At 40.8% G+C, this 23,087-nt stretch carries 21 protein-coding genes; 11 read left to right on the forward strand and 10 right to left on the reverse strand.

The window, feature by feature from the left end; translation table 11 throughout:
• Window positions 1-281 precede the first annotated feature (281 nt).
• Window positions 282-851: an elongation factor P gene (gene efp / locus ACEO2X_RS01580; RefSeq protein WP_004971615.1), complete on the reverse strand. Its 570-nt coding sequence runs from the start codon at window positions 849-851 to the stop codon at window positions 282-284.
• A gap of 312 nt (window positions 852-1,163) precedes the next feature.
• Between efp and epmB the strand changes: the two genes are divergently transcribed.
• From epmB to ACEO2X_RS01595, 3 genes are read left to right on the forward strand one after another with little or no spacing between them, the layout of a single operon-like run.
• Window positions 1,164-2,180 (forward strand): EF-P beta-lysylation protein EpmB, encoded by a 1,017-nt coding sequence (gene epmB / locus ACEO2X_RS01585; protein WP_096901068.1) that lies wholly within the window; start codon window positions 1,164-1,166, stop codon window positions 2,178-2,180.
• 14 nt (window positions 2,181-2,194) lie between these two features.
• Window positions 2,195-3,940 carry a GTPase gene (locus ACEO2X_RS01590; RefSeq protein ID WP_242770316.1) on the forward strand — a complete coding sequence of 582 codons (1,746 nt, stop codon included), beginning with the start codon at window positions 2,195-2,197 and terminating at the stop codon, window positions 3,938-3,940.
• Window positions 3,922-6,045 (forward strand): EAL domain-containing protein, encoded by a 2,124-nt coding sequence (locus tag ACEO2X_RS01595; RefSeq protein ID WP_004971622.1) that lies wholly within the window; start codon window positions 3,922-3,924, stop codon window positions 6,043-6,045. Before ACEO2X_RS01590 ends, ACEO2X_RS01595 begins: the two co-directional genes overlap by 19 nt.
• 86 nt (window positions 6,046-6,131) lie before the next feature.
• On the opposite strand, the gene rpmE is transcribed toward ACEO2X_RS01595, so the two are convergent.
• The 4 genes from rpmE to ACEO2X_RS01615 form a co-directional block, all read right to left on the reverse strand.
• A complete protein-coding gene (gene rpmE / locus ACEO2X_RS01600; RefSeq protein WP_004971624.1) occupies window positions 6,132-6,356 on the reverse strand; it encodes a 50S ribosomal protein L31 in 225 nt (74 codons plus the stop codon).
• A gap of 203 nt (window positions 6,357-6,559) precedes the next feature.
• Window positions 6,560-7,558: a bile acid:sodium symporter family protein gene (locus tag ACEO2X_RS01605; RefSeq protein ID WP_171062555.1), complete on the reverse strand. Its 999-nt coding sequence runs from the start codon at window positions 7,556-7,558 to the stop codon at window positions 6,560-6,562.
• Between the two features lie 190 nt (window positions 7,559-7,748).
• On the reverse strand, window positions 7,749-8,150 hold the full coding sequence (gloA, locus tag ACEO2X_RS01610) for a lactoylglutathione lyase (RefSeq protein ID WP_004971627.1): 402 nt from the start codon (window positions 8,148-8,150) through the stop codon (window positions 7,749-7,751).
• Between the two features lies 1 nt (window position 8,151).
• The gene (locus ACEO2X_RS01615) at window positions 8,152-10,350 is read right to left on the reverse strand and encodes an MFS transporter (RefSeq protein ID WP_096901072.1); all 2,199 of its coding nucleotides are present in this window, start codon (window positions 10,348-10,350) and stop codon (window positions 8,152-8,154) included.
• 194 nt (window positions 10,351-10,544) lie between these two features.
• Here ACEO2X_RS01615 and ACEO2X_RS01620 point away from each other — a divergent pair, with 194 nt between their 5' ends.
• Window positions 10,545-13,238: a Lon protease family protein gene (locus ACEO2X_RS01620; protein WP_131261142.1), complete on the forward strand. Its 2,694-nt coding sequence runs from the start codon at window positions 10,545-10,547 to the stop codon at window positions 13,236-13,238.
• 123 nt (window positions 13,239-13,361) lie between these two features.
• On the opposite strand, the gene grxD is transcribed toward ACEO2X_RS01620, so the two are convergent.
• Window positions 13,362-13,703, reverse strand: a complete 342-nt coding sequence (gene grxD, locus ACEO2X_RS01625) for a Grx4 family monothiol glutaredoxin (protein ID WP_019837647.1) — start codon at window positions 13,701-13,703, stop codon at window positions 13,362-13,364.
• 161 nt (window positions 13,704-13,864) lie between these two features.
• On the opposite strand from grxD, the gene ACEO2X_RS01630 reads away from it, so the two are divergent.
• Window positions 13,865-15,076 carry an aspartate aminotransferase family protein gene (locus ACEO2X_RS01630; protein WP_131261143.1) on the forward strand — a complete coding sequence of 404 codons (1,212 nt, stop codon included), beginning with the start codon at window positions 13,865-13,867 and terminating at the stop codon, window positions 15,074-15,076.
• A gap of 82 nt (window positions 15,077-15,158) precedes the next feature.
• On the opposite strand, the gene ACEO2X_RS01635 is transcribed toward ACEO2X_RS01630, so the two are convergent.
• The 3 genes from ACEO2X_RS01635 to surE all read right to left on the reverse strand — a co-directional run bounded on the left by ACEO2X_RS01635 (window position 15,159) and on the right by surE (window position 17,884).
• Window positions 15,159-16,088, reverse strand: a complete 930-nt coding sequence (locus ACEO2X_RS01635) for a LysR family transcriptional regulator (protein WP_104851775.1) — start codon at window positions 16,086-16,088, stop codon at window positions 15,159-15,161.
• Window positions 16,089-16,182: 94 nt separating this feature from the next.
• The gene (locus ACEO2X_RS01640) at window positions 16,183-17,001 is read right to left on the reverse strand and encodes a peptidoglycan DD-metalloendopeptidase family protein (protein WP_104851774.1); all 819 of its coding nucleotides are present in this window, start codon (window positions 16,999-17,001) and stop codon (window positions 16,183-16,185) included.
• 106 nt (window positions 17,002-17,107) lie between these two features.
• Window positions 17,108-17,884 carry a 5'/3'-nucleotidase SurE gene (surE, locus tag ACEO2X_RS01645; RefSeq protein ID WP_096901077.1) on the reverse strand — a complete coding sequence of 259 codons (777 nt, stop codon included), beginning with the start codon at window positions 17,882-17,884 and terminating at the stop codon, window positions 17,108-17,110.
• Window positions 17,885-18,095: 211 nt separating this feature from the next.
• On the opposite strand from surE, the gene ACEO2X_RS01650 reads away from it, so the two are divergent.
• From ACEO2X_RS01650 to ACEO2X_RS01665, 4 genes are all read left to right on the forward strand, one after another.
• Window positions 18,096-18,467, forward strand: coding sequence for an MCR_0457 family protein (locus ACEO2X_RS01650; RefSeq protein WP_371970976.1), 372 nt, complete (start codon window positions 18,096-18,098; stop codon window positions 18,465-18,467).
• Window positions 18,468-18,784: 317 nt separating this feature from the next.
• Window positions 18,785-19,177 (forward strand): MCR_0457 family protein, encoded by a 393-nt coding sequence (locus ACEO2X_RS01655; RefSeq protein ID WP_004971644.1) that lies wholly within the window; start codon window positions 18,785-18,787, stop codon window positions 19,175-19,177.
• A gap of 117 nt (window positions 19,178-19,294) precedes the next feature.
• Window positions 19,295-20,443 (forward strand): D-alanyl-D-alanine carboxypeptidase PBP5/6, encoded by a 1,149-nt coding sequence (dacC, locus tag ACEO2X_RS01660; protein WP_004971646.1) that lies wholly within the window; start codon window positions 19,295-19,297, stop codon window positions 20,441-20,443.
• A 106-nt stretch (window positions 20,444-20,549) separates the two neighbouring features.
• Entirely contained in the window at window positions 20,550-21,080 is a 531-nt protein-coding gene (locus ACEO2X_RS01665) for a gamma carbonic anhydrase family protein (RefSeq protein ID WP_004971648.1), read from the forward strand.
• A gap of 42 nt (window positions 21,081-21,122) precedes the next feature.
• Here the strand turns inward: ACEO2X_RS01665 and ACEO2X_RS01670 are convergent, their stop codons facing one another.
• On the reverse strand, window positions 21,123-21,329 hold the full coding sequence (locus ACEO2X_RS01670) for a DNA-binding protein (RefSeq protein WP_104851773.1): 207 nt from the start codon (window positions 21,327-21,329) through the stop codon (window positions 21,123-21,125).
• Between the two features lie 133 nt (window positions 21,330-21,462).
• Between ACEO2X_RS01670 and ACEO2X_RS01675 the strand changes: the two genes are divergently transcribed.
• Both ACEO2X_RS01675 and mnmA read left to right on the forward strand, forming a co-directional pair.
• A complete protein-coding gene (locus tag ACEO2X_RS01675; protein ID WP_096901080.1) occupies window positions 21,463-21,948 on the forward strand; it encodes an NUDIX hydrolase in 486 nt (161 codons plus the stop codon).
• A gap of 4 nt (window positions 21,949-21,952) precedes the next feature.
• The gene (gene mnmA / locus ACEO2X_RS01680) at window positions 21,953-23,086 is read left to right on the forward strand and encodes a tRNA 2-thiouridine(34) synthase MnmA (RefSeq protein ID WP_104851771.1); all 1,134 of its coding nucleotides are present in this window, start codon (window positions 21,953-21,955) and stop codon (window positions 23,084-23,086) included.
• The last annotated feature ends 1 nt before the right edge of the window (window position 23,087 follow it).

Consider the following 23,087-nt stretch of genomic DNA (forward strand, 5'->3'; position numbering starts at 1 on the left):
GCGTTTCATGCCTGATCTGCTCAGTTTTAGCCTACAGCGCAAGCCATTTATGAAATGTCTACAGACCCTTGCTTTAATTCCTAAATCCTTGGTTGATCCTGCTCCTTTTATTTTGATGTCTGCTGCCCTTACATCCATAGTGTGCGCTACCGTACACTTAAATGGAGCACCAACAGTTTCCTATACTTTTCACCTATTCTTTTACCACATAATCAAATCAACAAAAAAGGGGGATGACGCGAATCATCCCCCTCTTTTACTTATGATTTATCAATAAATCATTATGCGCGTTCTAGGTATTCACCTGTACGTGTATCTACACGAACGCTTTCTTCTTGCTGTACGAATAAAGGAACACGTACCACTGCACCTGTTTCTAATTTCGCTGGTTTACCGCCACCACCAGAAGTATCGCCACGTACACCCGGATCAGTTTCGACAATTTTTAATACCACGAAGTTTGGTGCGTTTACAGTTAAAGGCACACCGTTAAACAACATAATGGTACATTTTTCGTTTGAATCATCTTTTAACCATTTTGCAGCATCGCCCATTGCGGTTTTGTCAGCAGCAATTTGCTCAAAAGATACAGGATCCATGAAGTTCCACATTTCGCCATCGTTGTAGAGGTATTCCATTTCTACTTCTACAATGTCAGCTGCTTCTAGTGAATCACCAGACTTAAATGTTTTTTCTAAAACTTTACCAGAACGAAGGTTACGAAGTTTTACGCGGTTAAACGCTTGACCTTTACCTGGCTTTACATATTCATTTTCCATGATTGAACATGGGTTACCATCAAGCATAACCTTAAGGCCTGACTTGAAATCATTCGTAGAATAATAGGCCATGACTGGCACACTCCAAACTGACTAACTTAACTATTTATGTTACAAAGCAAATGACCAACGCAGCTTTGCGATGCTCGCCATCTTGCAACATCTTTTTTCATCGGACGTATTGTAAATGAGCAAGCCATAACGAAGCAATGAAAATCCACTACCGATCACCTCAGGATATCGGTAAAATCAGCTGTTTTGTAATGATTCTGATTCAAAGCGATTAATCATTCGCGGCATTCACGCTCAATGAACAAAGAATTCATCTACGCTAAATAGATGTGTACTTGGTTCCTTTCACCTCATATTTAAATCTTTTCTGGCATGATCAACTACCTGTACCAAGAACAAAACTGGCAATCTCAACTCAGTGACTTGATCACCGACCCACGCGAATTGTTAAATATTTTAGAGCTGTCTGAACAGCAGTTGCTGTCAGGTGCTTTACTGGCATCAAATCAGTTTAAATTGCGTATCCCGCGTGCATTTGTGGCCAAAATGCAAAAAGGCAATCCACTCGATCCTTTACTGTTACAGGTTCTGCCACATCATTTAGAACTGGAAGATCATCCTGGATTTGTGACCGACCCTTTGGGTGAGGAACAAGCCAATCAACAACCTGGAGTCTTACACAAATATAAATCACGCTTTTTGCTGACCTTGACTGGTGCTTGCGCAGTACATTGTCGTTATTGTTTCCGCAGGCACTTTCCTTATCAGGAAAATCTGCCAAAAACTGAAGACTGGGACAATATCCGTAATTACATTGAAAGTCAGCCCGATATTAATGAAGTGATTTTAAGTGGTGGCGACCCGCTCACTTTGTCAAATCGTAAATTAAATATCTGGATTGAGCGATTGGCGTCTATTCCGCAAATAAAATTTTTGAGAATTCATTCACGAGTTCCGATTGTTATTCCCAACCGTGTCGATGAATCGCTGATTTCCTTACTAAAAAATAGTAGGCTGCGTATTATTCTAGTGGTACACTCGAACCACGCATCAGAATTAGATGACTTTACCTGTTCGCAACTTGCCAAGTTAGTCGAACAAAACATCACCGTTCTGAATCAAGCAGTCTTATTAAATGGGGTCAATAATTCTGCTCAGGTCTTGGTCGATTTAAGCTATCGTCTTTTTGATGCGGGGGTGATGCCTTACTATTTACACGTGTTAGATAAAGTAAAAGGAGCGCATCATTTTGATTTAATGCCGCAAGACATTGATCACATCTATAAAGAGCTTTTAGCGAACTTACCCGGCTATTTAGTTCCTAAACTCGTTAGGGAAATTGCGGGCGAAAAAAACAAGACACCGCTTTTTGGGGTTTCAACTTATTGAGTTAAATAACAATCATGAATATGAATACTTCAGATCTTTTTCTAGTTCCCAGCGAACTAAAGCTGGAGCAATTGAGTTTTTGTCAAAATACGGTTAAAAGCATTCAGGCATGGGCAGCGGATTTATCCATTTTACAATTGGGTGATTCTTCCCAAGCTCTATTTAATGCACTTTTAGAAATTTCAGAACTGAAATGTCAGGAAACATTACGTTTTGACTTAATTCAAGCTATTCATCCGACACTTGAAAATGTGCTTACCAGTCTGGAAAAGCATTTTTTCAACCAGGCTTTGATTAGTAATGACCGCAACGATCATATTATTGAACTCGCGCTGTTATTACGCAGTCATTTCGCCAAAGTCTATATTAATATTTCCCGACGTAGCCACCAACAACTCACCCAACAAAAATTTTCTTTATTTGCCTTTAATTTAAAAAAGAACTTACAAACTGCACGAGTTCTATCTAGCTATTATGCTTTACAACAATTAGCTCTACTGCGCTATCAACAACACATGCTTTATAGCCACGCCTTGCCAAATCAGTGGTTAATTGCACACCAACTTTTAGATACAGCTATTCAACAACATTATTATTTAAATAATATTAATCAGTTACAAGGCACACAACATCAACTGATTAATATTGCTCAAGCCTATGCACAGCTGATTTTATTGGAAATTTTCAATACCCATCAAATTCGACCTGCAGAAATTCAAGGCTTATATCTCTGTAGCTTTGATTGGGCAAAACTGATTCAAGTTTTACCCAAAGAAACGACGCTTTCACGTTATGTGGTCGATGCAAGCAAAGATCATCCACCTATTTACAATACGCACCAAAGCCAAGGTTTTCATGCCAATATTTTTATTGCAACTCAACCCCTACTCGATCATTTAAATGAAGCTCAAGGTCGTAAAGGTGAACATTTATCACGCAATGAAAAGCTATTCTTAACCCCTGCTTTGCATTTCCATTTGCACAATATTTTGACCAATACGGCAGAACGTGTGCATGAGCGTTATGAATATTCGGCACGAATTAAAATTTGCTTTGGTTTGACTGTGGCACATTTTTATCTGTCTAATGGTAAAAACTTCAATGAAACGCTGTCTTTGGGCGATAACTACCAATTCCAGAATGAAAGCCAGTTTATCAATGCCATGCATACCAACTCTACGGTAGATATTAGCGCTGTTAAAACCTTAGACCGTGAAGCCAAACAAATTTACAATGCCGATGTTTTAGATATTAGTGTCAACGGCTATCGTATTAAATGGACGGGTGAAACACCGAAAAACCTTAAAACAGGTGAATTTATTCTGGTTCAGGAAAATAGCCAAAGTCCGTGGCGTGGTGGTGTCATTCGCTGGATTAAACAATCTGCTGAAAAAAGCTTAGAACTTGGCTTGGAAATTTTAACCCAAGATATTTACCCTTGTGCTGTTTTTGTTAAAACAGATCGGCATACAGGACATTATCATCCAGCATTATTGGTACAAAGTACGCAGGTCAATGAAGTCAATACCTCATTGATTTTGCCAAGTCTGCAATTATTACGTGACAAACAAACCGTACAGCTACGTTTAGGTGAAGAAGAACTAAAAGTGTTCTTAATTAAGCCGTTATTGATTACCCAAAGCTTTATGCGCTTTGATTTTGAGTTGTTGAATGACCAACAACAGCCTTTACTTGATGGTTTTATTCAGAAACAAGTGAATGAAGTTAAAAATCACGATTTATGGGAAGCATTAAAGTGAGAAATCCATTATTGTCTAAAAAGCTCAAACGTACCGAAACACGTTTACTCATAATCGATGACAACCAAATACGTTTTAATCAAATTTGTGAACAACTCACTGCAAATGAGCACCGTGTTCAGGCTTATCTATTAGATGACATTAAAAACTTTGAAAAACAATTACATTTAACTTGGGATTTGGTGATCTTTGGTCGTGCTTATGACCTAAAAGTCGATCAGGCACTCACTTTAATTCGTGCATCACAGCAACCAAATTTACCGCTACTTTTGCTCAAACCAGACGATTACGATGCCACGCAATACACCAGTTATGTGCGCAAAGGCATCTATGACATTATCAATTTAGATTACCCCGAACGCTTCTATTTTGGCTTAATTCGCGCACTGTCTTTTAGTCGCTTACAGCAGTCACAAGAACAACTTATGACTGAACTGGAAAATGCACAATCACAAGCTCAGGCGTTGGTCGAAGACAGTAGCAAAGCAGTAGCCATTATTCAGGAAGGAATTCATGCACAAGCCAATGCTGAATATTTACAGCTATTTGGTTTAAAAAGTGAAGATGACCTTATTGGCTTGCCATTATTGGATTTATTGCAACCGCAAGATATTACAGATTTTAAATTCCGCTTTAAGAAAGTCAGTCAAGGACAATTTGAACACGGCCGTTTTGATATTCATAGCCAAAACCCGCTTCTGGCAAAACAAAACCCACTCAAAATTGAATTTGTTGGAGCAGCTGACGACGCCATACAAATCACCATAGATATTGAAAATACGGCGCAAAATACTGTCCCTGCTCAAACGACAGCAGACAAAGCAGCGGCAAAACCAAGCACATACCAATTGGTAAATCGCACTTTAGCCAAACAGCCTTCTAGTGCCAATGCTTTGGTGGTGTTTTCTTTGGCGAACTGTCCTGAATCAATTTTCCAAGCCGACTGGCAAACCACAAAAAATTACTTTACCAACATTCAAAATTTTTTAAAAGAACAGACCAATGTACCATTATTTAATGTGAGTAATGGTTTAGTGGTTGGTTTGTTCCAAGCAGAATCGCCTGCAATTTTAGAATCGAAACTGATTGGCTTAAATTCACTCACGAAACCGCAATTACTTACGGTAGATCAACATACTTACCCACTTAATTTGCGTATTGGTTATGTGCCATTCACTCCAGACATTCAAAATGAAAGCAGTTTTGAGCAACTGATTAGCCAAGGTTTTGCCAACGCATTACCACAACAGCAAGAACAACATAACTCAGGTTTAACCTTAGACTTGTCCTTTGGTGAATCTAACTTAAATGTAATTGAATCTGCTGCAGCTGTACCACAATCGTATAGTGAATCTGCGATTATTGCAGCGATACGTCAAAGTCTTGATCGTGGTGAAATTCATCTGAAGTATCAACAACTTTATGATAAGCAAGACACCAATTTATATACCTATGAAGTAACTAGTGGCTTTATTTTCAATAGTGAATGGAAATCACTGACAGGCTTAATAGATTTGGCTGAAGACCCAGAATTATCCATTAAACTGGATCGTTGGATTTTGGTCGAAGCTTGTAAACAATTGCACAACTTCATCACCCAATATCCTGAAGCGAAGCTGATTATCAATTTAAACAAATTTGTTTTATTACAAGACCGCAGCTTCCCTGAGTTTGTGTCTAAACTGATAACGATTATTGGTAGCCGCCTCAGCCATCCATTAATTTTGCAATTCTCTGAAGAAGACATCAGCCAAAACTTAGGTGATGCGCAGAAACAAATCAGTTTATTACGTCAGCACGGCGCTGAAATTTCTCTGCGTGATTTTGGTCATTCGATTTATAGTGAATCTATCTTGAAACAAGTCGATATTCACTACTTGACCTTGCACAGTGCACTGACTGAAAAACTGGCTGCTGATGACTCGACGCAAGAATTACAGGAACAATTGAGCATTTATAGTGAAATTAAACCTGTAGAAGTGTTATTGCGTGACTTAAATGATATGAACCTGTTTGCGAATGCGTGGAATGTCGATGCGCGCTTTATTCAGGGTGATTATTTCCAGAAAAAACTCGATCATTTAATTGATGTGCAAGACCAATAAGGTCTTGTGCATTAGGGTCTATTTGTAGACCCTAAAATTTAAGGCACAAAAAAACGGGCAATTGCCCGTTTTTTTCGTACTGGATATTAACGTTTGATAGAACGTGACATACCAGCAAAACGTTGTTTGAACTTGTCGATACGACCGCCAGTGTCAACGTTCTTTTGCTTACCAGTGTAGAACGGGTGGCATGCAGAACATACGTCAAGATAAAGAGTTTCTTTACCAACTGCTGAACGAGTTTCGATTACGTTACCGCAAGAACAAGTTGCAACTAATTTTTCATATTTTGGGTGAATATCGGCGCGCATCGTCGATTACTCCTAAGATTTAAGAAGGCTTAAGCTGTCATCGCAATTGGTCACTCTCATTAAAAAAATGAGGACATGCTTTAAAAGCAGACCAACACCACAACAGACCATTCTTTTGGCCCACCGAGACGGATACCGTCAGAGCTAAGCACAACAAGTTGGGCAATATTATACGGAATAAAATATTTTAAAGCTAATTATTCTTAGGAATTTAATTCCTGAGGTTCAGTCGAATCAGGCTGCTTTTCGAGATAATTGGCTATCACACCGCACACCATCAACTGAATTTGATGGAAAATCATGATCGGTAAAACAATCATCCCCAACGGCTGCCCAATAAATAAAATTTGCGCCATCGGTACACCACTGGCTAAGGTTTTTTTGGAGCTACAAAAAAATGCGGCAATTTGGTCTTCACGTGCAAAACCCAACCATTGCGGCACAACCCACGCCAACCACATCACAAGGGTCAATAACACGGAACAAGCAATAATCAACAGCAATAAAGTCATACCACTAACTTGATGCCACAATCCTGCTACCACTGCCCCACTAAATGCACCATAAACCACCATCAAAATCGAACCCTGATCAAATACCTTGACCAGCTTTGGTAATTTCAACATCTGAGGAAAAACATAAGGACGTAATAACTGCCCCAAAATAAATGGCACCAATAACAATAAAGTAATTTGAATAATCGAATTTGTCGGGTCAAAACCGTGTTCAGACTGCCCTAAAATAAAGATGCCTACTAAAACTGGGGTAATAAACATCCCAATTAAATTAGAGAATGACGCACTGCAGACTGCGCTGGCAACATTGCCTTTTGCCACTGACGTAAAGGCAATTGAAGATTGCACGGTTGAAGGCAAAAAGCACATGAACAAAAAGCCCCAATACAGCTCCTGCCCCAGCATTGGCACTAGAATTGGCTTTGCCAGCAAACCTAAAATTGGGAATAACGCAAAGGTAAAAGTAAATACCAACGCATGCAATTTCCAATGCATCATGCCCTGAATGACAGCTTCACGTGATAATTTCGCCCCATGCAAAAAGAATAAGATTGCAATGGCAACTGTCGTAATCACACTAAAAACTTCGGCTGCTTGCCCTGACACAGGCACGACACTGGCGAGGATGACCATCACAAACAAAAGAATGGTAAAGCGATCCAATGCCAATAACTTCAACATAAACACATCCTGTATATTCTTTTACTGTTGCAAAAAAGCCCAGCAATTTTTACCTTTCGATAAAGGTATATTACTGAGCAATATTCAAAAAGCGAGCATTTTCAGGCGATGTTCAATATTTTCAAAATGAATACTGAACAACATTCAGTTTATTGCGCCATAAAGGTCTGGTTTTTACTGCTTCACTGATGAAGACTTAGTTATTACGTGCGTTCTGATCTTGCTGAATCAATTCAACTTTATAACCATCTGGGTCTTCAACAAAAGCAATGACAGTTACACCACCTTTCATTGGCCCTGCTTCACGTACCACATTGCCGCCGCGCGCTTTAATTTCTTCACATGCTTTGTAGGCATCGTCTACCGCAATTGCAATATGACCATAACCATTGCCCAAATCATAGCTGTCTGTATCCCAGTTATGCGTCAACTCCAAAACGGTGTGATTTTCTTCATCGCCATAGCCTACAAAAGCAAGGGTAAAACGACCTTCTTCATAATCACGCTTACGCAGCAAAGTCATGCCTAAAACTTCTGTATAAAATTTTAATGATTGCTCTAAATTACCTACACGTAACATGGTATGCAGCATGCGCATGTCATTCATCCTTTTGTTCAATCGGTTTTGCTTGTATGTGTTGATGGTCACGTAACAATTTCGCCACCCACACCACTAAAATTAAAATAGGGATTCCAATTAATGTGGTCATGAGGAAAAAGTTTGGATAACCAATATTGGTCACTATAGTACCTGAATAACCACCTAAAATCTTAGGAGTCAAGGTCATGAGTGAGCTAAAAATTGCATATTGCACAGCAGTAAATGACACACTGGTTAAACTGGATAAAAATGCGATAAAAGCCGCGCCCGCTAAACCTGAAGCCAAGTTATCGACAATAATCGCAAAATATAACCATGCTGTGCTATATGGCTTAATCACCTTGCCCTGAATTTCAACCATATTGTTTGAAGATGATTGAACGATCGGCAAAGGTTGTATATCTACATCCAAAGCATTGCCTTCATGTGTGTTTAAATCGACCTGATAGGTTTGGCTGTGTTGTTGTACAGTTTGCTGTCCATTTAATAATACAGCTTGCAGTTGTTTACTTGGTGAGTCTGCCAAAAGCTGCCCTGCAATCGCTGCCGTAAAAATTCCTTGTGCATCTAGTTTTGCATCAAAATTTTGACCATCTAGCTGCAGTACAATTTTTTGCTGTTCGGTTAAGGCAGGCCCTGCATATTGCCCACGTACGACAATACTGTTGCTGGCTTCATTTTCGCTAATACGATTATCCGAAGTCAGTGGTAAAAACTGGAGTTGTGCAGTTTCAATCTCAGTTTGGTGCAAATACGGCATCGACACTAAACGTGACGGCGTATCGCCCGTTTGGTATTGCGCACGTACCTGAATTTCATCCTGTGTTGCTAAAACCTGACTAGGCACAGCCACTTTCCAATATCCAACTTCATCGGCCTGGGTTTGATATTGTTGCTGCCCCACAGAAACTTGCACATCGCTCAGTTGCTGTCCTGACTTCACCAGACCAATAAAAATAAGATTGGTGGATGATGCCAACACCGCGCCAACAAACATTAATTTCATAATGTTCATACGCTGTGCCAGTAAACCGCCCAAGAAGCCACCCACTAAACTGAAAATGACCCCATAAACCTTAACCGCTTCGGCAATTTGTTCTTTGCTAAAGTTCAAATCCTGATAGAACACATTGGAAATTACACCTGCAATAATGTCTGAAACTCGATAAAAACCAATCAAGAGTAATAACACCAGTGCCAGTTTCATGCCGTAGCGTTTAAAGAAATCTGCAACAGGATGCACCCATGTTTCAAATGCCATCTGTTTATTGACTGCGCCCAATTTGACCAAAATTGTGCCCATGCCTACAGCAGCCGCACCCGATGCAATAAAACGTAAAGCTTCTATAGAAAATAATAAAAATGCATCTTTGAGTTGGAATTGTTGTTTTAAGGCTTCGGTAAAATTACCCGAAAAGACGTAGCACAATACAAAACTGAATACCGCAACAAAAAACACCGTAACCAGACGAAAATAGTCGCGTCGTTGATAATGTTTGCTGACCCGATTCACTTGCGGTTCACGAATCACCAAAGTCGTGATAATGCCAATCAGCATCACCGCAGCCATCGCCAAATAAGTAATTTTCCATGCACTATAAATATAGTTGCCTTTAGCAGTACCTAAAGATGCAGCCAAAAATAAAGCACCTGCCCCTGCAACAATCATCCCAATGCGATAGCCCGCGTTATAAGTCGATGCCAACACGGTTTGCATTTGAGTTTCAGCCAATTCGATACGGTAAGCATCAATCACAATGTCTTGCGTGGCTGCAGAAAAGCCTAGTAATACTGCACCCAATGCCATTTGATATAAATGTGCCTGCCCCAAAGCTGGGTCAGAAAATGCCATGACTGCAATTGCACAGACTATTAAACATTGAGCAATGAGCAGCCATGCCCGACGTCGCCCTAGTTTTTTGGTTAAATAGGGTACGGGTAATTCATCAATTAATGGTGCCCAGACAAATTTAAAGGAATAACCCAAGGCAGCCCAACTAAAGAAAGTGACCGCACTTTTGTCAATGCCTGCTTCGCCCAACCACAAAGATAGACTGGAAAAAATCAGTAAAATTGGAATACCTGCAGAGAAGCCCAAAAACAGCATAATCAGCGCACGACGGTCTAAAAATGCCGTAAATGCAGCTTTCCACCCTGTATTTTGTGCTGAAGTTTGCCCAGTCTGTTGTGTGGTCATTCGATTATTATTTTCTATCAAGTCAAATTGTTGTTATTCAATCGCGGAATAGCTTCTGTTTCAACAGTATTTATGAAATTATCCACAACAGCCTTGTCATTTTGTAGTAAAAATTACGGCTTAGCTTGAATTTTCCGCTTAAACCTGTATACCTTTAAACTTCTAACTGCAATATTTCGTTTTGGATTTCTACAGTGACCCAAAGACTTGATCAAATCACCCCATCAATGACAACCAACACAACAACAGCAGCGCAAGATGAACAACAACCGCTTCTCAGCTCTGCCTTTGAACAAAGCGAAATACAAACGACTTTAGAAAATACACGACTCAAAGCAACACAACTAACCCATATTCCAAATTACGATAACATTCCCGCTTCGACCCGACGCATTAAACCGCTGAATAATTTTTTAGGACAAGATCGGGCACGCGCTTCGGTGGAAGCAGGTATTTCCCTGCCATATTCTGGCTACAATATTTTTGCAGTGGGTACGGCGGGATTGGGCAAACGTACCATGGTCAAGCGTTTGCTGCAGCAACATGCCAAGAGCATGCCCACACCGAATGACTGGGTTTATGTCAATAATTTCAAACACCCGCGCCAACCGATTGCCTTGCAACTGCCTGCAGGTCAAGCGCCTAAATTTCAAAGTTTGTTACATCAAACTTGGCAAACTATTTTAAAGCAACTCGAACGTCGCTTTACCGCAGAAACCTATCACAACCGCATTGAAATGATTCGTCAGCAAGCGGGTGATGAACAGCAACAAGCCTTAATTGAGCTGACCAGTGAAGGTGAAGAACTCGATTTAAAACTGATTGCGCAGGAAGATGAACATTGCTTTGTACCCGTGCATCTGAAAAATGACAAAATGCAGGAAATGTCTAAGGAAGATATTAACGCCTTGGACAGCAAAACCCGTGCAGAAATTGCGTCCAATATTCGTTATATGAATAAAAAACTGGAGCGTTTGGGTTTGCATTTAGGCGATTTAGAAGATGACGCACGTGACAAAGTACAAGACCTGAACCGTGATATTGCCAAACAAGTGGTAATGCCACGCATTGATATTATTCAAAATAAATATCCTAGTGTCGAAGGTTTGACTGAATATTTACAATACTATGCCGAAGATATTATTAATAATGTCGAGTTTGTTTTAGAACAGGAAGAAGATGATTTCCGTCCTGGCACCTTTAGCCGTATTCCTGCGCGCTACCAAGCCAATATTATTGTGACGCACAAACCCAACAGCGGTGTACCTGTTATTTTTGAAGATTTTCCAACCCATTACAATTTATTGGGGCATGTAGAACAACTCACGCAAAACGGCACCATTACCACTGACTTCACCTTAATTCGTGCAGGTAGCTTACATAAAGCCAATGGCGGCTTTTTGATGCTCGAAGCAGAGCAGTTACTGGAACAGCCTTATGCATGGCAAGGACTGAAACGCGCTTTAAAATCGGGGCAATTGAAACTTTCATCTTTGGAACACATGCTAACTTTAACAGGCAGCATTTCAATTGAACCACAAGCCATTCCACTAAATATTAAAGTGATTTTACTGGCAGAGCCTGAAATTTATTATGAAATTTTAGAGCTAGAACCCGAACTTGGCAGCGTGTTTAAAATCCGTGCCGACTTTACCGATACATTACAACGTAATGACGAAAACGAGCAGGCATATATGCAGCTGATTGCCGACTATGTGCAATCTGACAAATTATTACCATTTGACCGTTCTGCTTTGGCAGCTTTACTTACTGACTCAAGCCGTCAAGCTGAAGATCAAAGCTCACTCTCCTTACATGCCCTCACCTTGGGGGATTTAATTCGTGAATCGCATCACCATGCGGCACAGGCGGGCGATAAAACGGTTTCCGAACAGCATATCAATACCGCACTGGATCATCGCAAATATCGCTTAGGCTATTTAAGAGAACTGTACTGGCAAGATTTATCACGCGGTACGCAGTTAATAGAAACTCGCGGACATCGTTTAGGGCAAATTAATGCCCTGTCGGTCATTCACTATGCCGATGTCGAGTTTGGCTTACCTTCGCGCTTAACCGCCTCAGTCTATCAAGGCGGCGGCGATATTTTAGATATTGAACGCAGTGTTGAACTTGGCGGTTCTTTACATGCCAAAGGCGTGTTGTTGATGGCCAGTTTCCTCAAAGCACATTTTGGCCGTGAGCAAATTTTACATTTTTCTGCTGCCCTTGCCTTTGAGCAAAGTTATGGTCAGGTTGATGGTGACAGTGCAACAGTGGCAGAGCTTTCTGCTTTGATTTCTGCAATCAGCCAACTACCTATTGACCAATCTTGGGCCATTACAGGCTCCATGAACCAACTTGGTCAAGTACAGCCAATTGGTGGCGTGAATGCAAAAATTGAAGGTTTCTTTGATGCCTGCAAACTGCAAGGTTTAACTGGTAAGCAAGGCGTGATTATTCCACGTCAAAATATGCAGCACCTTATGTTGCGTAAAGATGTGATTGAAGCGGTAGAACAAGGTCAGTTCCACATTCACGCCATTGATACCATTGACCAAGCCTTAGAAATTTTAATGGCGCGTCCTGTGGGTAAACTCACTAAAAAAGGACGTTACAGTAAAGGTTCAATTTACGCTGCAGTGATGGAACAACTTGAGTATTGGCAAGCCATTGAAGATGGTGCTGAAATTGAAGAAGAGCCAAAGAAAAAGAAAAAGTCCAAGAAAGAAAAGGACAAAAAAGACCCAGAGAAAAAGGACAAAGCGCAAAAAGCCAAGAAAAAACAGAAATCGGCTGAACCATCTGATGCGGCAACTTCTGATGAAGTCACTGCTGAGTCGGCTGAAACTGCTGAACTTGCAACTGAAAGTACTGCGGTAAACTAAGTGCAGTGATTCAAATCAGCTATTCAAGTGAATTCCAGATATAAAAAAAGCGCCAAGGCGCTTTTTTTATATCAACTTTTTTGTATGGATGACTTTGGTCTAGTGTGACCCAAGTCCAATACTTTAAGCTTCAGGTGCTGGGCTGTATTGCTCAACTAAAGGCTTTAACTCACCTTTCTGGAACATATCCAACATAATATCACTACCACCAATCAACTCACCGTTAATCCACAATTGTGGGAAAGTTGGCCAGTTGGCAATTTTTGGCAAAGTGGTACGAATATCCTGATTTTCTAAAATATTCACATAAGCAAAAGGACGACCAATTTGACTGAGTGCTTCTACTGCGCGCGCAGAAAAACCGCATTGTGGAAATTGTGGTGTGCCTTTCATGTAAAGAAGAACAGCATGTTTAGCAATTTGTTCACGAATTAACGCTTCGGTATCGCGTACTTGTTCAGTCATTGGTAAATCCTCAACTCATCTGTGTGGCATTATACCCAAAACCGAGCAAAACAGTACGTCTAAAGCAATAAATCCAATTTTATTTACAATTAGGCTTTTCATCTGCAGTAGATTTTGCTTATATAAGTTTTTCCCTCCAACCTAACAGATAAGAGTTAGTCATGAATAACATTACCCTTGCTCCTGTGCAAACTGATCAACCATCACATTTGATGCCTGTATTTGGCCGTCAGCCGATCAGCTTTGTCCGCGGTCGAGGTTCTTATCTTTATACTGAAGATGGCACAGAATATTTAGATGCACTTACAGGCATTGCCGTATGTGGTTTAGGTCACGCACACCCTGCAATTACCGAAGCCATTGCAGATCAGGCGGCTACCTTAATTCACACCAGTAACTTGTTTGAAGTGCCGTGGCAGACTGCTGCTGCACAAAAATTGGCGCAAGTTGCTGGCATGGAAGAAGTGTTTTTTTCAAACAGTGGCGCAGAGTCTAACGAAGGTGCAATTAAAATTGCACGTAAATTCGGTCATATGCAAGGCGTAGCCAATCCTAAAATTATTGTTGCAGATCACTCTTTCCACGGTCGTACTTTGGCTACCCTGTCTGCAACTGGCAATAAAAAAGTTCAGGAAGGTTTTGCACCTTTGGTTGAAGGCTTTATTCGTGTGCCTTTTGGTGATGTCGAAGCCATTGAAGAAGCTGCGATTCAGCATCCTGATATTGTGGCTATTTTAGTCGAGCCGATTCAGGGTGAAGGCGGTGTGAATACTGCACCACAAGGTTTTAGTTACCTAGAAGATATCCGTCGCATATGTAATCAACACAACTGGCTGATGATGCTGGATGAAGTACAAACAGGAAATGGTCGTACAGGTAAATTCTTTGCTTATCAGCACACCAATATTGTGCCTGATGTATTGACTACAGCGAAAGGTTTGGGCAATGGCTTCCCAATTGGTGCAGTCATGACTCAAGGTCGTGGTGTGGGCGTTCTTACTGCTGGTAATCATGGCTCAACCTACAGTGGTACTGCGTTAGGTTCACGCGTGGTTTACACTGTTATTGACACCATCCAGAAAGAAAACTTGGTAGAAAATGCAGCAAAAATGGGTGGCTACATTGTGGAACAATTGCGTCAACAACTCGCAGACCAAAATGTAAGCGTGCGTGGTTTTGGCTTGATGATTGGTATTGAATTACCAAAACCATGTGCAGAGTTGGTCGATATTGCCCGCGATGAATACAAAATGATTATTAACGTAACTGCAGGTTCTGTGGTGCGTTTATTGCCAACATTAAATATTACTCAAGCCCAGGCAGATCAATTGATTGAACGCCTTGTAGCAATGATTAAAAAATTCTTGGCTTAAATAAATCCCTAACAAAAAGCCGCAGTTTGAACTGCGGCTTTTTGCTAACTAAATGGTCGATCAGTATATTATCAACATTCAATTAAGATGCTTCTTGAAACACTCGCCCACCTGGCAATTGAGAAAAATATTGTTTTAAGGCTTCCAAACAACGATGTACTTTCATCGGTTGTTGCTCATGTTTGGAAATGATTGCATACAAGGTAAATGCGGGTAATTTCCACTCAGGCAAAATTTCAACCAAACTGCCATTAAGCAAATCTTTTTGAATATCCAAATGCAAAATTCGCGCAAGCCCATGCCCTTGCATACACAAAGATTTAGACACCAACACATTATTGGTCGATAGACGCGAGCCCAACTCTACATCCACATTTTCAGCAGTGCTGATATGCTTAAAATTGAGTTGCTGAAAATTCTTCATAATGGTTAATGGAATTAACTCGTGATGTTTTAAATCTTCAGGACGTGAAATGGGCGCGGTTTGATTTAAATAACTAGGTGATGCGACTAAAACTTGGTCAATATGGGCAATTGGAATCACATGCTGGTTTTGATCTTCAATTTTTGGACTCATACGCAGCGCAATATCAATGCGACCATCAATCAGGTCAATGTATTGATTGTCGGTTTCTAGATGGATAGATAAACCACGATGGGCCGACATCCAATGTGAAAGAGCAGGAATCACATGATTCGCACCTAACTCAGGAGTGGTGGCAATTCGTAAATCACCGACCAGATCATCTCTTAATTCATTAATGCGGATTTTTCCGCGCTCAGCAGCGGCGAGCATTTCTTGACAGCTGTGGAAAAAAGCTTGTCCTGCTTCAGTCAAACTCAGTTTTCTAGTAGAACGATGCAGAAGTGTGACTTCCATTTCTTGTTCTAATGAACGGATTTGTTGACTGACGGCACTTGTGGTGATCCCTAGATCACGCGCTGCACCGCTAAACGAGCTTTTTTCAACAACACAAGCAAATACACCCATTGCTCGAAGTTGATCTAACATAAATTCCCTCTGAAATTATACAGGTGCTCTTATCTTTCGATAAAAGCAACCTATTGTATTATACGGTGAAATTTATGTTTTGTATTTGCAAAATTTAATTTATTGGTAAAACATTAGTCGGATTGATTGGCTTACCATCTAGGCGTACCTGAAACTCCAACATGGTACGTGTAGCACCCGAAGAGCCCATTTCTGCAATTTTTTGACCCGCTGTTACGTTTTGACCACTGCTCACATTCATCTTACTGTTATGTGCATAGGCGGTGATATAACCATCAATGTGCTTGATTAAAATCAAGTTTCCATATTCTTTTAAGCCATCTGCAGCATAAACCACCTGCCCATCTGCTGCGGCATAAATTGGGTCACCTACATTGCCACCGTAACGAATTCCTTTGATATTACTTGCCAAATTAAACTGTGCAATCACAGCACCTTGAGATGGTTTCACCCAGCGCAATGTGCTGCTACGCACCGGTGTACTTGGTGTTGTTGAGCTAGTGGTCGTGGTTGTAGTCGATGTTACCGGTGCAGGTGTCGTTGGTAAAGTGACTGTTTGACGTTGAATTGGTGCAGCCTGCGTTACAGGGCGAGTGCTTGTTGTACGTGGTGCATTGCCCGCTTTCAAACGAATCGACTGCCCGACATAAATACGATACGGCGGTGCAATATCATTCATTTCTGCAATGCTGAGATAGCTCAAACCATAACGTGCAGCGATACCACTTAAAGTATCACCTGAACGTACAGTATAAAAATTCGGCGCTGTTGCATAACGTGCAGAATTATTCACTTGAGGTTTAGAGGCACAACCACTCAACACGACGGTAGCCACAACAGCACTTGATAACACTAAGGTTTTCAACAATGCTGTTGGTGTGCTAAATAAACGATACTGAAACACCACAGGCATTCTTTCCTCTCTACAAATTCTAAATATTTTCTATTGCGCTAAGAGTAGCAAAAAAGTCCTTGTAATGAGGCTTACAAGCTACTTTTTCACAAAGTTATAACATTAGTTAGCCAATTTGGGAAAATTGACTGTGCAATGATTGCAAAACGTCATAATTGGTGGCATCCATCTGAATTGGTGTCACGCTGACATAGCCATTTGCTACCGCAAAAAAATCAGACTCAATTTCAGTTAAGCCTTTTTTCGGTGCAGCCACTGCCTCGCCCGACAAACCAATCCAATACACTTGACGCCCTCGTGGATCGACCTGACTAGTAATTGGCTTAGATTGGGTACGCTGTCCTTGATAGGTAATTTTTGTGCCCTGCAACACTGGCACATCTGGAATATTCACATTAAAAATATGTCGTGCAGGTAAACTTGGTAAACCTTGAGCAATAAAGTCATGTACCCACTGCGCTGCCTGCATATAATCTTGCGGATGCTGATAAGCACGTACATTATGCCCTGCAAGTGATACCGCAATCGCAGGCTGTTTCATCAAACGTCCTTCAAATGCCGCACCGACTGTGCCTGAGTACAGTACATCATCCCCTAGATTTGCACCGCTGTTAATGCCGCTGACCACCAAATCAAATTCGAAATCGAACAATCCATTCATCGACAAATAGACACAGTCTGCAGGTGTACCATTCACTGCCCAGACATCTTCAGCAATTTGCACAGGACGTAATGGTCGGTCTAAAGTCAGCGCACTCGAAAAACCACTGCGTTCACTTTCGGGTGCAACAATCACCACGCGACCCAAAGGTTTTAAGGCTTTCGCCAAAGCTTGGATACCAGGTGCAAACACGCCATCATCATTGGCTATCAAAATATTCACAGAAAAATCTCAGATAAAACAAATATAAAGGTTATATACTAAAATATAGCAACGTCGGTTCAATCTTAAACTTGTTTGTGCCTGATTCATGCCTAAGCACATTTAATAAGCACACGACAACAAAATGACTGATCAGCACATTTCATTGAAATATACAAAAGATTATATATATTTAGCGCTTAACATCCATCCAAAAATATATGTGATTCTCATGATTTTAGCTTTGTCATTTCGTCGTTTATTGGGTCTAGGTTTTGCTGCTGTATTAACGCAGTCTGTAATTGCAGAAGATTTGACTGCAGCAGAAGCCAATACGATTGTGAAAGAAGATGTTGCAGCGGCACAAGTCATGACTGAAATGTGCCCTGCACTGATTGGAAAAAATGCAAAATTAGATGCCAATATTCAAGTACTGATTCAAACTTATCTACAAGATTATTCAGAATCGAACATGACGCTTGCCAAACTACAAGCCGACGCAGAATATCAATCCGTTTTAGCTGAAGCGCGTGAAGCAGCAAAAGATACAGCCAAAGAAGAGCAAAAAGTAGTGTGTCAGGAAGCTTTAGAATTAGCACTTTAAATCACATGATTTAAATACTATTTTGAGCCTGTAAATAATTTTGCATACTCACCCTTTAAGGCAAACTTTCAAAGTTTGCCTTAAATTTTATGCTTAGTTTTTATATCTGGTATTTTTCCACTATTATTTTACGCTTTATATCAAGCCACTGATTTTCAAATTTCAGACTTTAATCTTCACTTTTTATACATGATTTGCGCTCAGATCACACAGCTTTAATACATTTTCACTCTTTCAATTCGCAAATAAATGATTCATCTTATAAGCACTTAAATGAATCGGTAGATTCAGTTCAAACAATATTTAAGGTACTTGATATGCAATTTTCTGGCTTAAAAAATTCACGTGCAGTTCATTTTTTTGGCGCAGTTGCGCTCAGTTTGGGTTTAAGTCAAGCCGCAATTGCGCAAGAAGAAAATATTGAAGTGACGCCATTACAACAAGTGACTCAGCAAGAATTAGCCGCTATTTATGTGTTATCTGAAGTTTGCCCTTCACTAGTCAAAGAACAAGATCAATTTCATCAGGGTTATACAAAACTTGCCCAAGAATATATGCCTAAAGAAAAAGACGCTGTTACTGCCTTAAGTAAACTCAGCAAACAAAAAAGCTTCCAGCCAATTTTAAAAGAAGCCCGTGCCGATGCCAAAGCTGCTGGAACAGCCAAAAACCAAGCAATTTGCCAAGAATTGACAGCATATAGCAGATAATACAATTTGGTTACAATACTTTTATCAATAAGCCGATTTCTCCCATAGAAGTCGGCTGAGCTTTGCCCTAAAATGCTAGCTCTTTTGTGCATACCTCAAGTATTGGAACCTCTTAGAATGACCCCAAAAAGCGCCCTTGCTGCATTATTACTATTACCAAGCTTTTCTTATGCAGCAACTGTCTTAGCTACACCACCAGAACTCAATAACAAATCATACGTTTTGATGGATTATGAGACGGGACAAATTTTAGCTTCAAAAAATGAAAACGAAAAACTCGCCCCTGCCTCAATGACCAAAATGATGACTAGTTTCATCATTGAACAAAAGTTATTAAAAGGCGAACTCACGGAAGATGAACAAGTCCGCATGAATGAGTCTGCATGGTGTCGTGGCAGCAGCACAGAATCATGTATGTATGTTCCTTTAAATGGCACAGCAACCGTACTTGAAATGCTACGCGGAATTATCGTGCAATCGGGCAACGATGCATCTAAAGCTATGGCAGAGCACATTGCAGGTAATGAAGGCACATTCGTTCACATGATGAATGAAGAAGCCAAACGTATTGGCATGAGCAATACCCAGTTTATGAACTCTACGGGTATGCCTGCTGAAGGTCACTTTTCTACCGCAAAAGATATGGCGACTTTAGCGCAGCACATCATCCATGACAGCTCAAAATACTACCCAATTTATTCTGAAAAAGAGTTTTCTTTTAATGGAATTAAACAAGGCAACCGTAATGCCCTGTTATATACCGACCCAAGCGTGGATGGTTTAAAAACAGGTCATACCAACGAAGCGGGTTACTGCTTAACCACTTCATCTAAACGTGGCCCAATGCGTTTAATTTCGGTGATTTTTGGTGCGCCAACCATGCAAGCTCGTGCAACTCAAACTCGTGAATTGTTAGCTTGGGGTTATGCAAACTACGAAACTGTACGTGTACAGCCTGCCAACCAAGTCTTAGCTAAAGCAAAAGTATGGTACGGTAAAAGCAAAGAAGCACAAATTGGTTTGCCAGAAAACTTTAACGTGACCATGCCAAAAGGCAAAGCCAACCAAATTAAAACTCAATTGGTGGTTCAACCTAAATTGACTGCTCCTTTGAAAAAAGGTCAAGTGATTGGTAAATATGTCGCAACCTTAGATGGTAAAGTGATTGCTGAAAAACCATTGGTGGCGTTGCAGGAAGTGGAAGAAGCGGGTTTCTTTGCACGTATGCTAGACCATATCAAACAATTCTTTAGCAACTTATTCTAAGATTCATAAGCTTAGACTAAAGCGCAAAGCACACATGCCCGCATGTGTGCTTTTTTATTTTATACTGTCCTCAATCCTAAATTTATAAGCTAAAGATTTGTCCATTATGAAAAAAAATGTGCGTGCTTATTTAGAGCAAACCCCAAAAATTGACGCAAGCTGTTATGTAGATGAATTGTCGGTGGTGATTGGTGATGTGCATTTGGCCGCAAATGTATCGGTTTGGCCATTTGCCGTGATTCGTGGTGATGTTAACCATATTCGGATTGGTCAAAATTCCAATGTGCAAGATCATGCCATGCTGCATGTTAGCCATAAAAAAGCCGACAAACCTGAAGGTTCACCGCTGATTATTGGCGAAGATGTCACAGTTGGACATGGTGTGACCTTACACGGCTGCACCATTGGCAATCGGGTGTTATTGGGCATCAACACAATTGTTTTGGATGATGTCATTATTGAAGATGATGTAATGATTGGCGCAGGGTCTTTAGTGCCACCGCGTAAGCGTTTGGAAAGTGGCTATTTGTACGTGGGTAGCCCTGTGCAAAAAGTTCGTCCTTTAACCGACAAAGAAAAAGAGTTTTTGCCTTATTCTGCACGACACTATGTAAAAGTGGCGGGGAATTATCAATAATCCCCCCCTCAAAGTTCTTTTTGATTGTTGTAATTTGAGGGATTACACGTTCTGCACCGTTAATTTTAAACTCAGTGTATGAATGACATGATTAATCTTATCAAATCGAGAGGCTGAATCTTGACTTAGAGTTTTATACAAAGCTTTACGGTCAATATCTGCCTCTTTTTCTATTTGTGCAATAGCTTTGACTTTGGCAACAACACCTAGCGCAAATGAGATCACATCCAGCATCACCAAATGAATCAAAGAACAAAGTACCCCTCACATCTTCCCACAACTACACAAACCTACATTTACAGTTTTAAAGAAATCCCCTTTCAACATAGCCACATCCCCCTAAATTTTGTAGAATATGCGTTTTACCCCATGGTGCTTTTCAATGACCGCTTGGACTGCTCACGTTACTGTCGCCACCGTTATCGAAAAAAACGGAAAATTCCTGTTTGTTGAAGAACATACAGAAGGTGTGACGCATAGCGTGTTTAATCAGCCTGCAGGGCATGTTGAAGCTGGCGAAAGCTTAATTGAAGCAGCAATACGTGAAACCATGGAAGAAACTGGGCATCGGGTGAAAATTAATGCCTTACTCGGTATTTATAGCTATACTCCGCCTATGTTTCCTGACCGCACCTATTATCGCTTCTGCTTTCTAGCCGAATCGCTGCAACATGATGCGCAAGCCCAGCTCGATCCCGATATTATTGGTACAGTATGGATGTCTGCAGACGAACTGGCTGAATCAGCACGTGCCCGAAGTCCGTTGGTACTGAAAGCGGTTCAAGATGCGCTCAGTGGTCAATCTTATCCTTTATCGCTCATTTACGAGCACCAAAATTCTCCCCTTATTTCTAGTTTGGATGCCTAATCCTATGCAACAACGTGTCATCGTCGGTATGTCAGGTGGTGTAGATTCATCTGTTTCTGCTGCACTTCTACTTCAACAAGGTTATCAAGTTGAAGGGCTTTTCATGAAAAACTGGGAAGAAGATGACGGCACCGAATATTGCACCGCAATGGAAGATCTTGCCGATGCGCAAGCGGTGTGCGACAAGCTAGGCATTAAATTGCATACAGCCAACTTTGCGATGGAATATTGGGATCGAGTTTTTGAGCATTTTCTTGCCGAATATGCCGCAGGACGCACGCCAAACCCAGATATTTTATGTAATAAAGAAATTAAGTTCCGTGCTTTTTTAGATCACGCCATGAATTTAGGTGCAGATTTTATTGCTACAGGCCACTACGCTCGTCGTGGTGAAACGCAGTACAACTCCAAAGGTGAAGCCTACGCTCCACTGTTACGTGGTTTAGATAAAAATAAAGATCAGACCTATTTCTTACATGCAGTGCATGGTCGTGAAATCAATAAAACCTTGTTCCCTGTGGGCGAAATTGAAAAGCCGCAAGTCCGAAAAATTGCCGAAGAACTAGATTTAGTCACTGCCAAGAAAAAAGACTCGACAGGGATTTGCTTTATTGGTGAACGTCGCTTTAATGATTTCTTAAAACAATATTTGCCTGCTCAAGCTGGAAAAATTGTTTTAGACGATGGCAAAGAGGTTGGTGAACATCACGGCTTAATGTACTATACGCTCGGTCAGCGTGGCGGGATTGGTATTGGCGGCTTAAAAGGTGTTGCTGAAGGTGCATGGTTTGTCCTGCATAAAGATATTGAAAACAATCGTTTAGTGATTGGTCAAGGTCATGAACATCCACTCATGCAAAGCACTATTTTATGGAGCGAAGCAATTGATTGGGTGGCAGGTGAACAAGAAATTCCAGCGTCAGGCTTCCGTTGTACTTGTCGCACTCGCTATCGCCAAGATGATCAGGACTGTGTAATTTTCAATGATGACAGCATGCCTGGCGGTGTACGTGTGGAATTTGATGAACCACAACGTGCAGTCACTCCTGGTCAAAGTGTCGTATTCTATTCAGGCGAAATGTGTTTAGGCGGTGGTGTGATTCACCATACCAATGCACCTAAACCCGATTTTATTTAAG

The sequence above is a fragment of the Acinetobacter sp. AL9 genome, assembly GCF_041464035.1.
GTDB lineage: Bacteria > Pseudomonadota > Gammaproteobacteria > Pseudomonadales > Moraxellaceae > Acinetobacter > Acinetobacter towneri.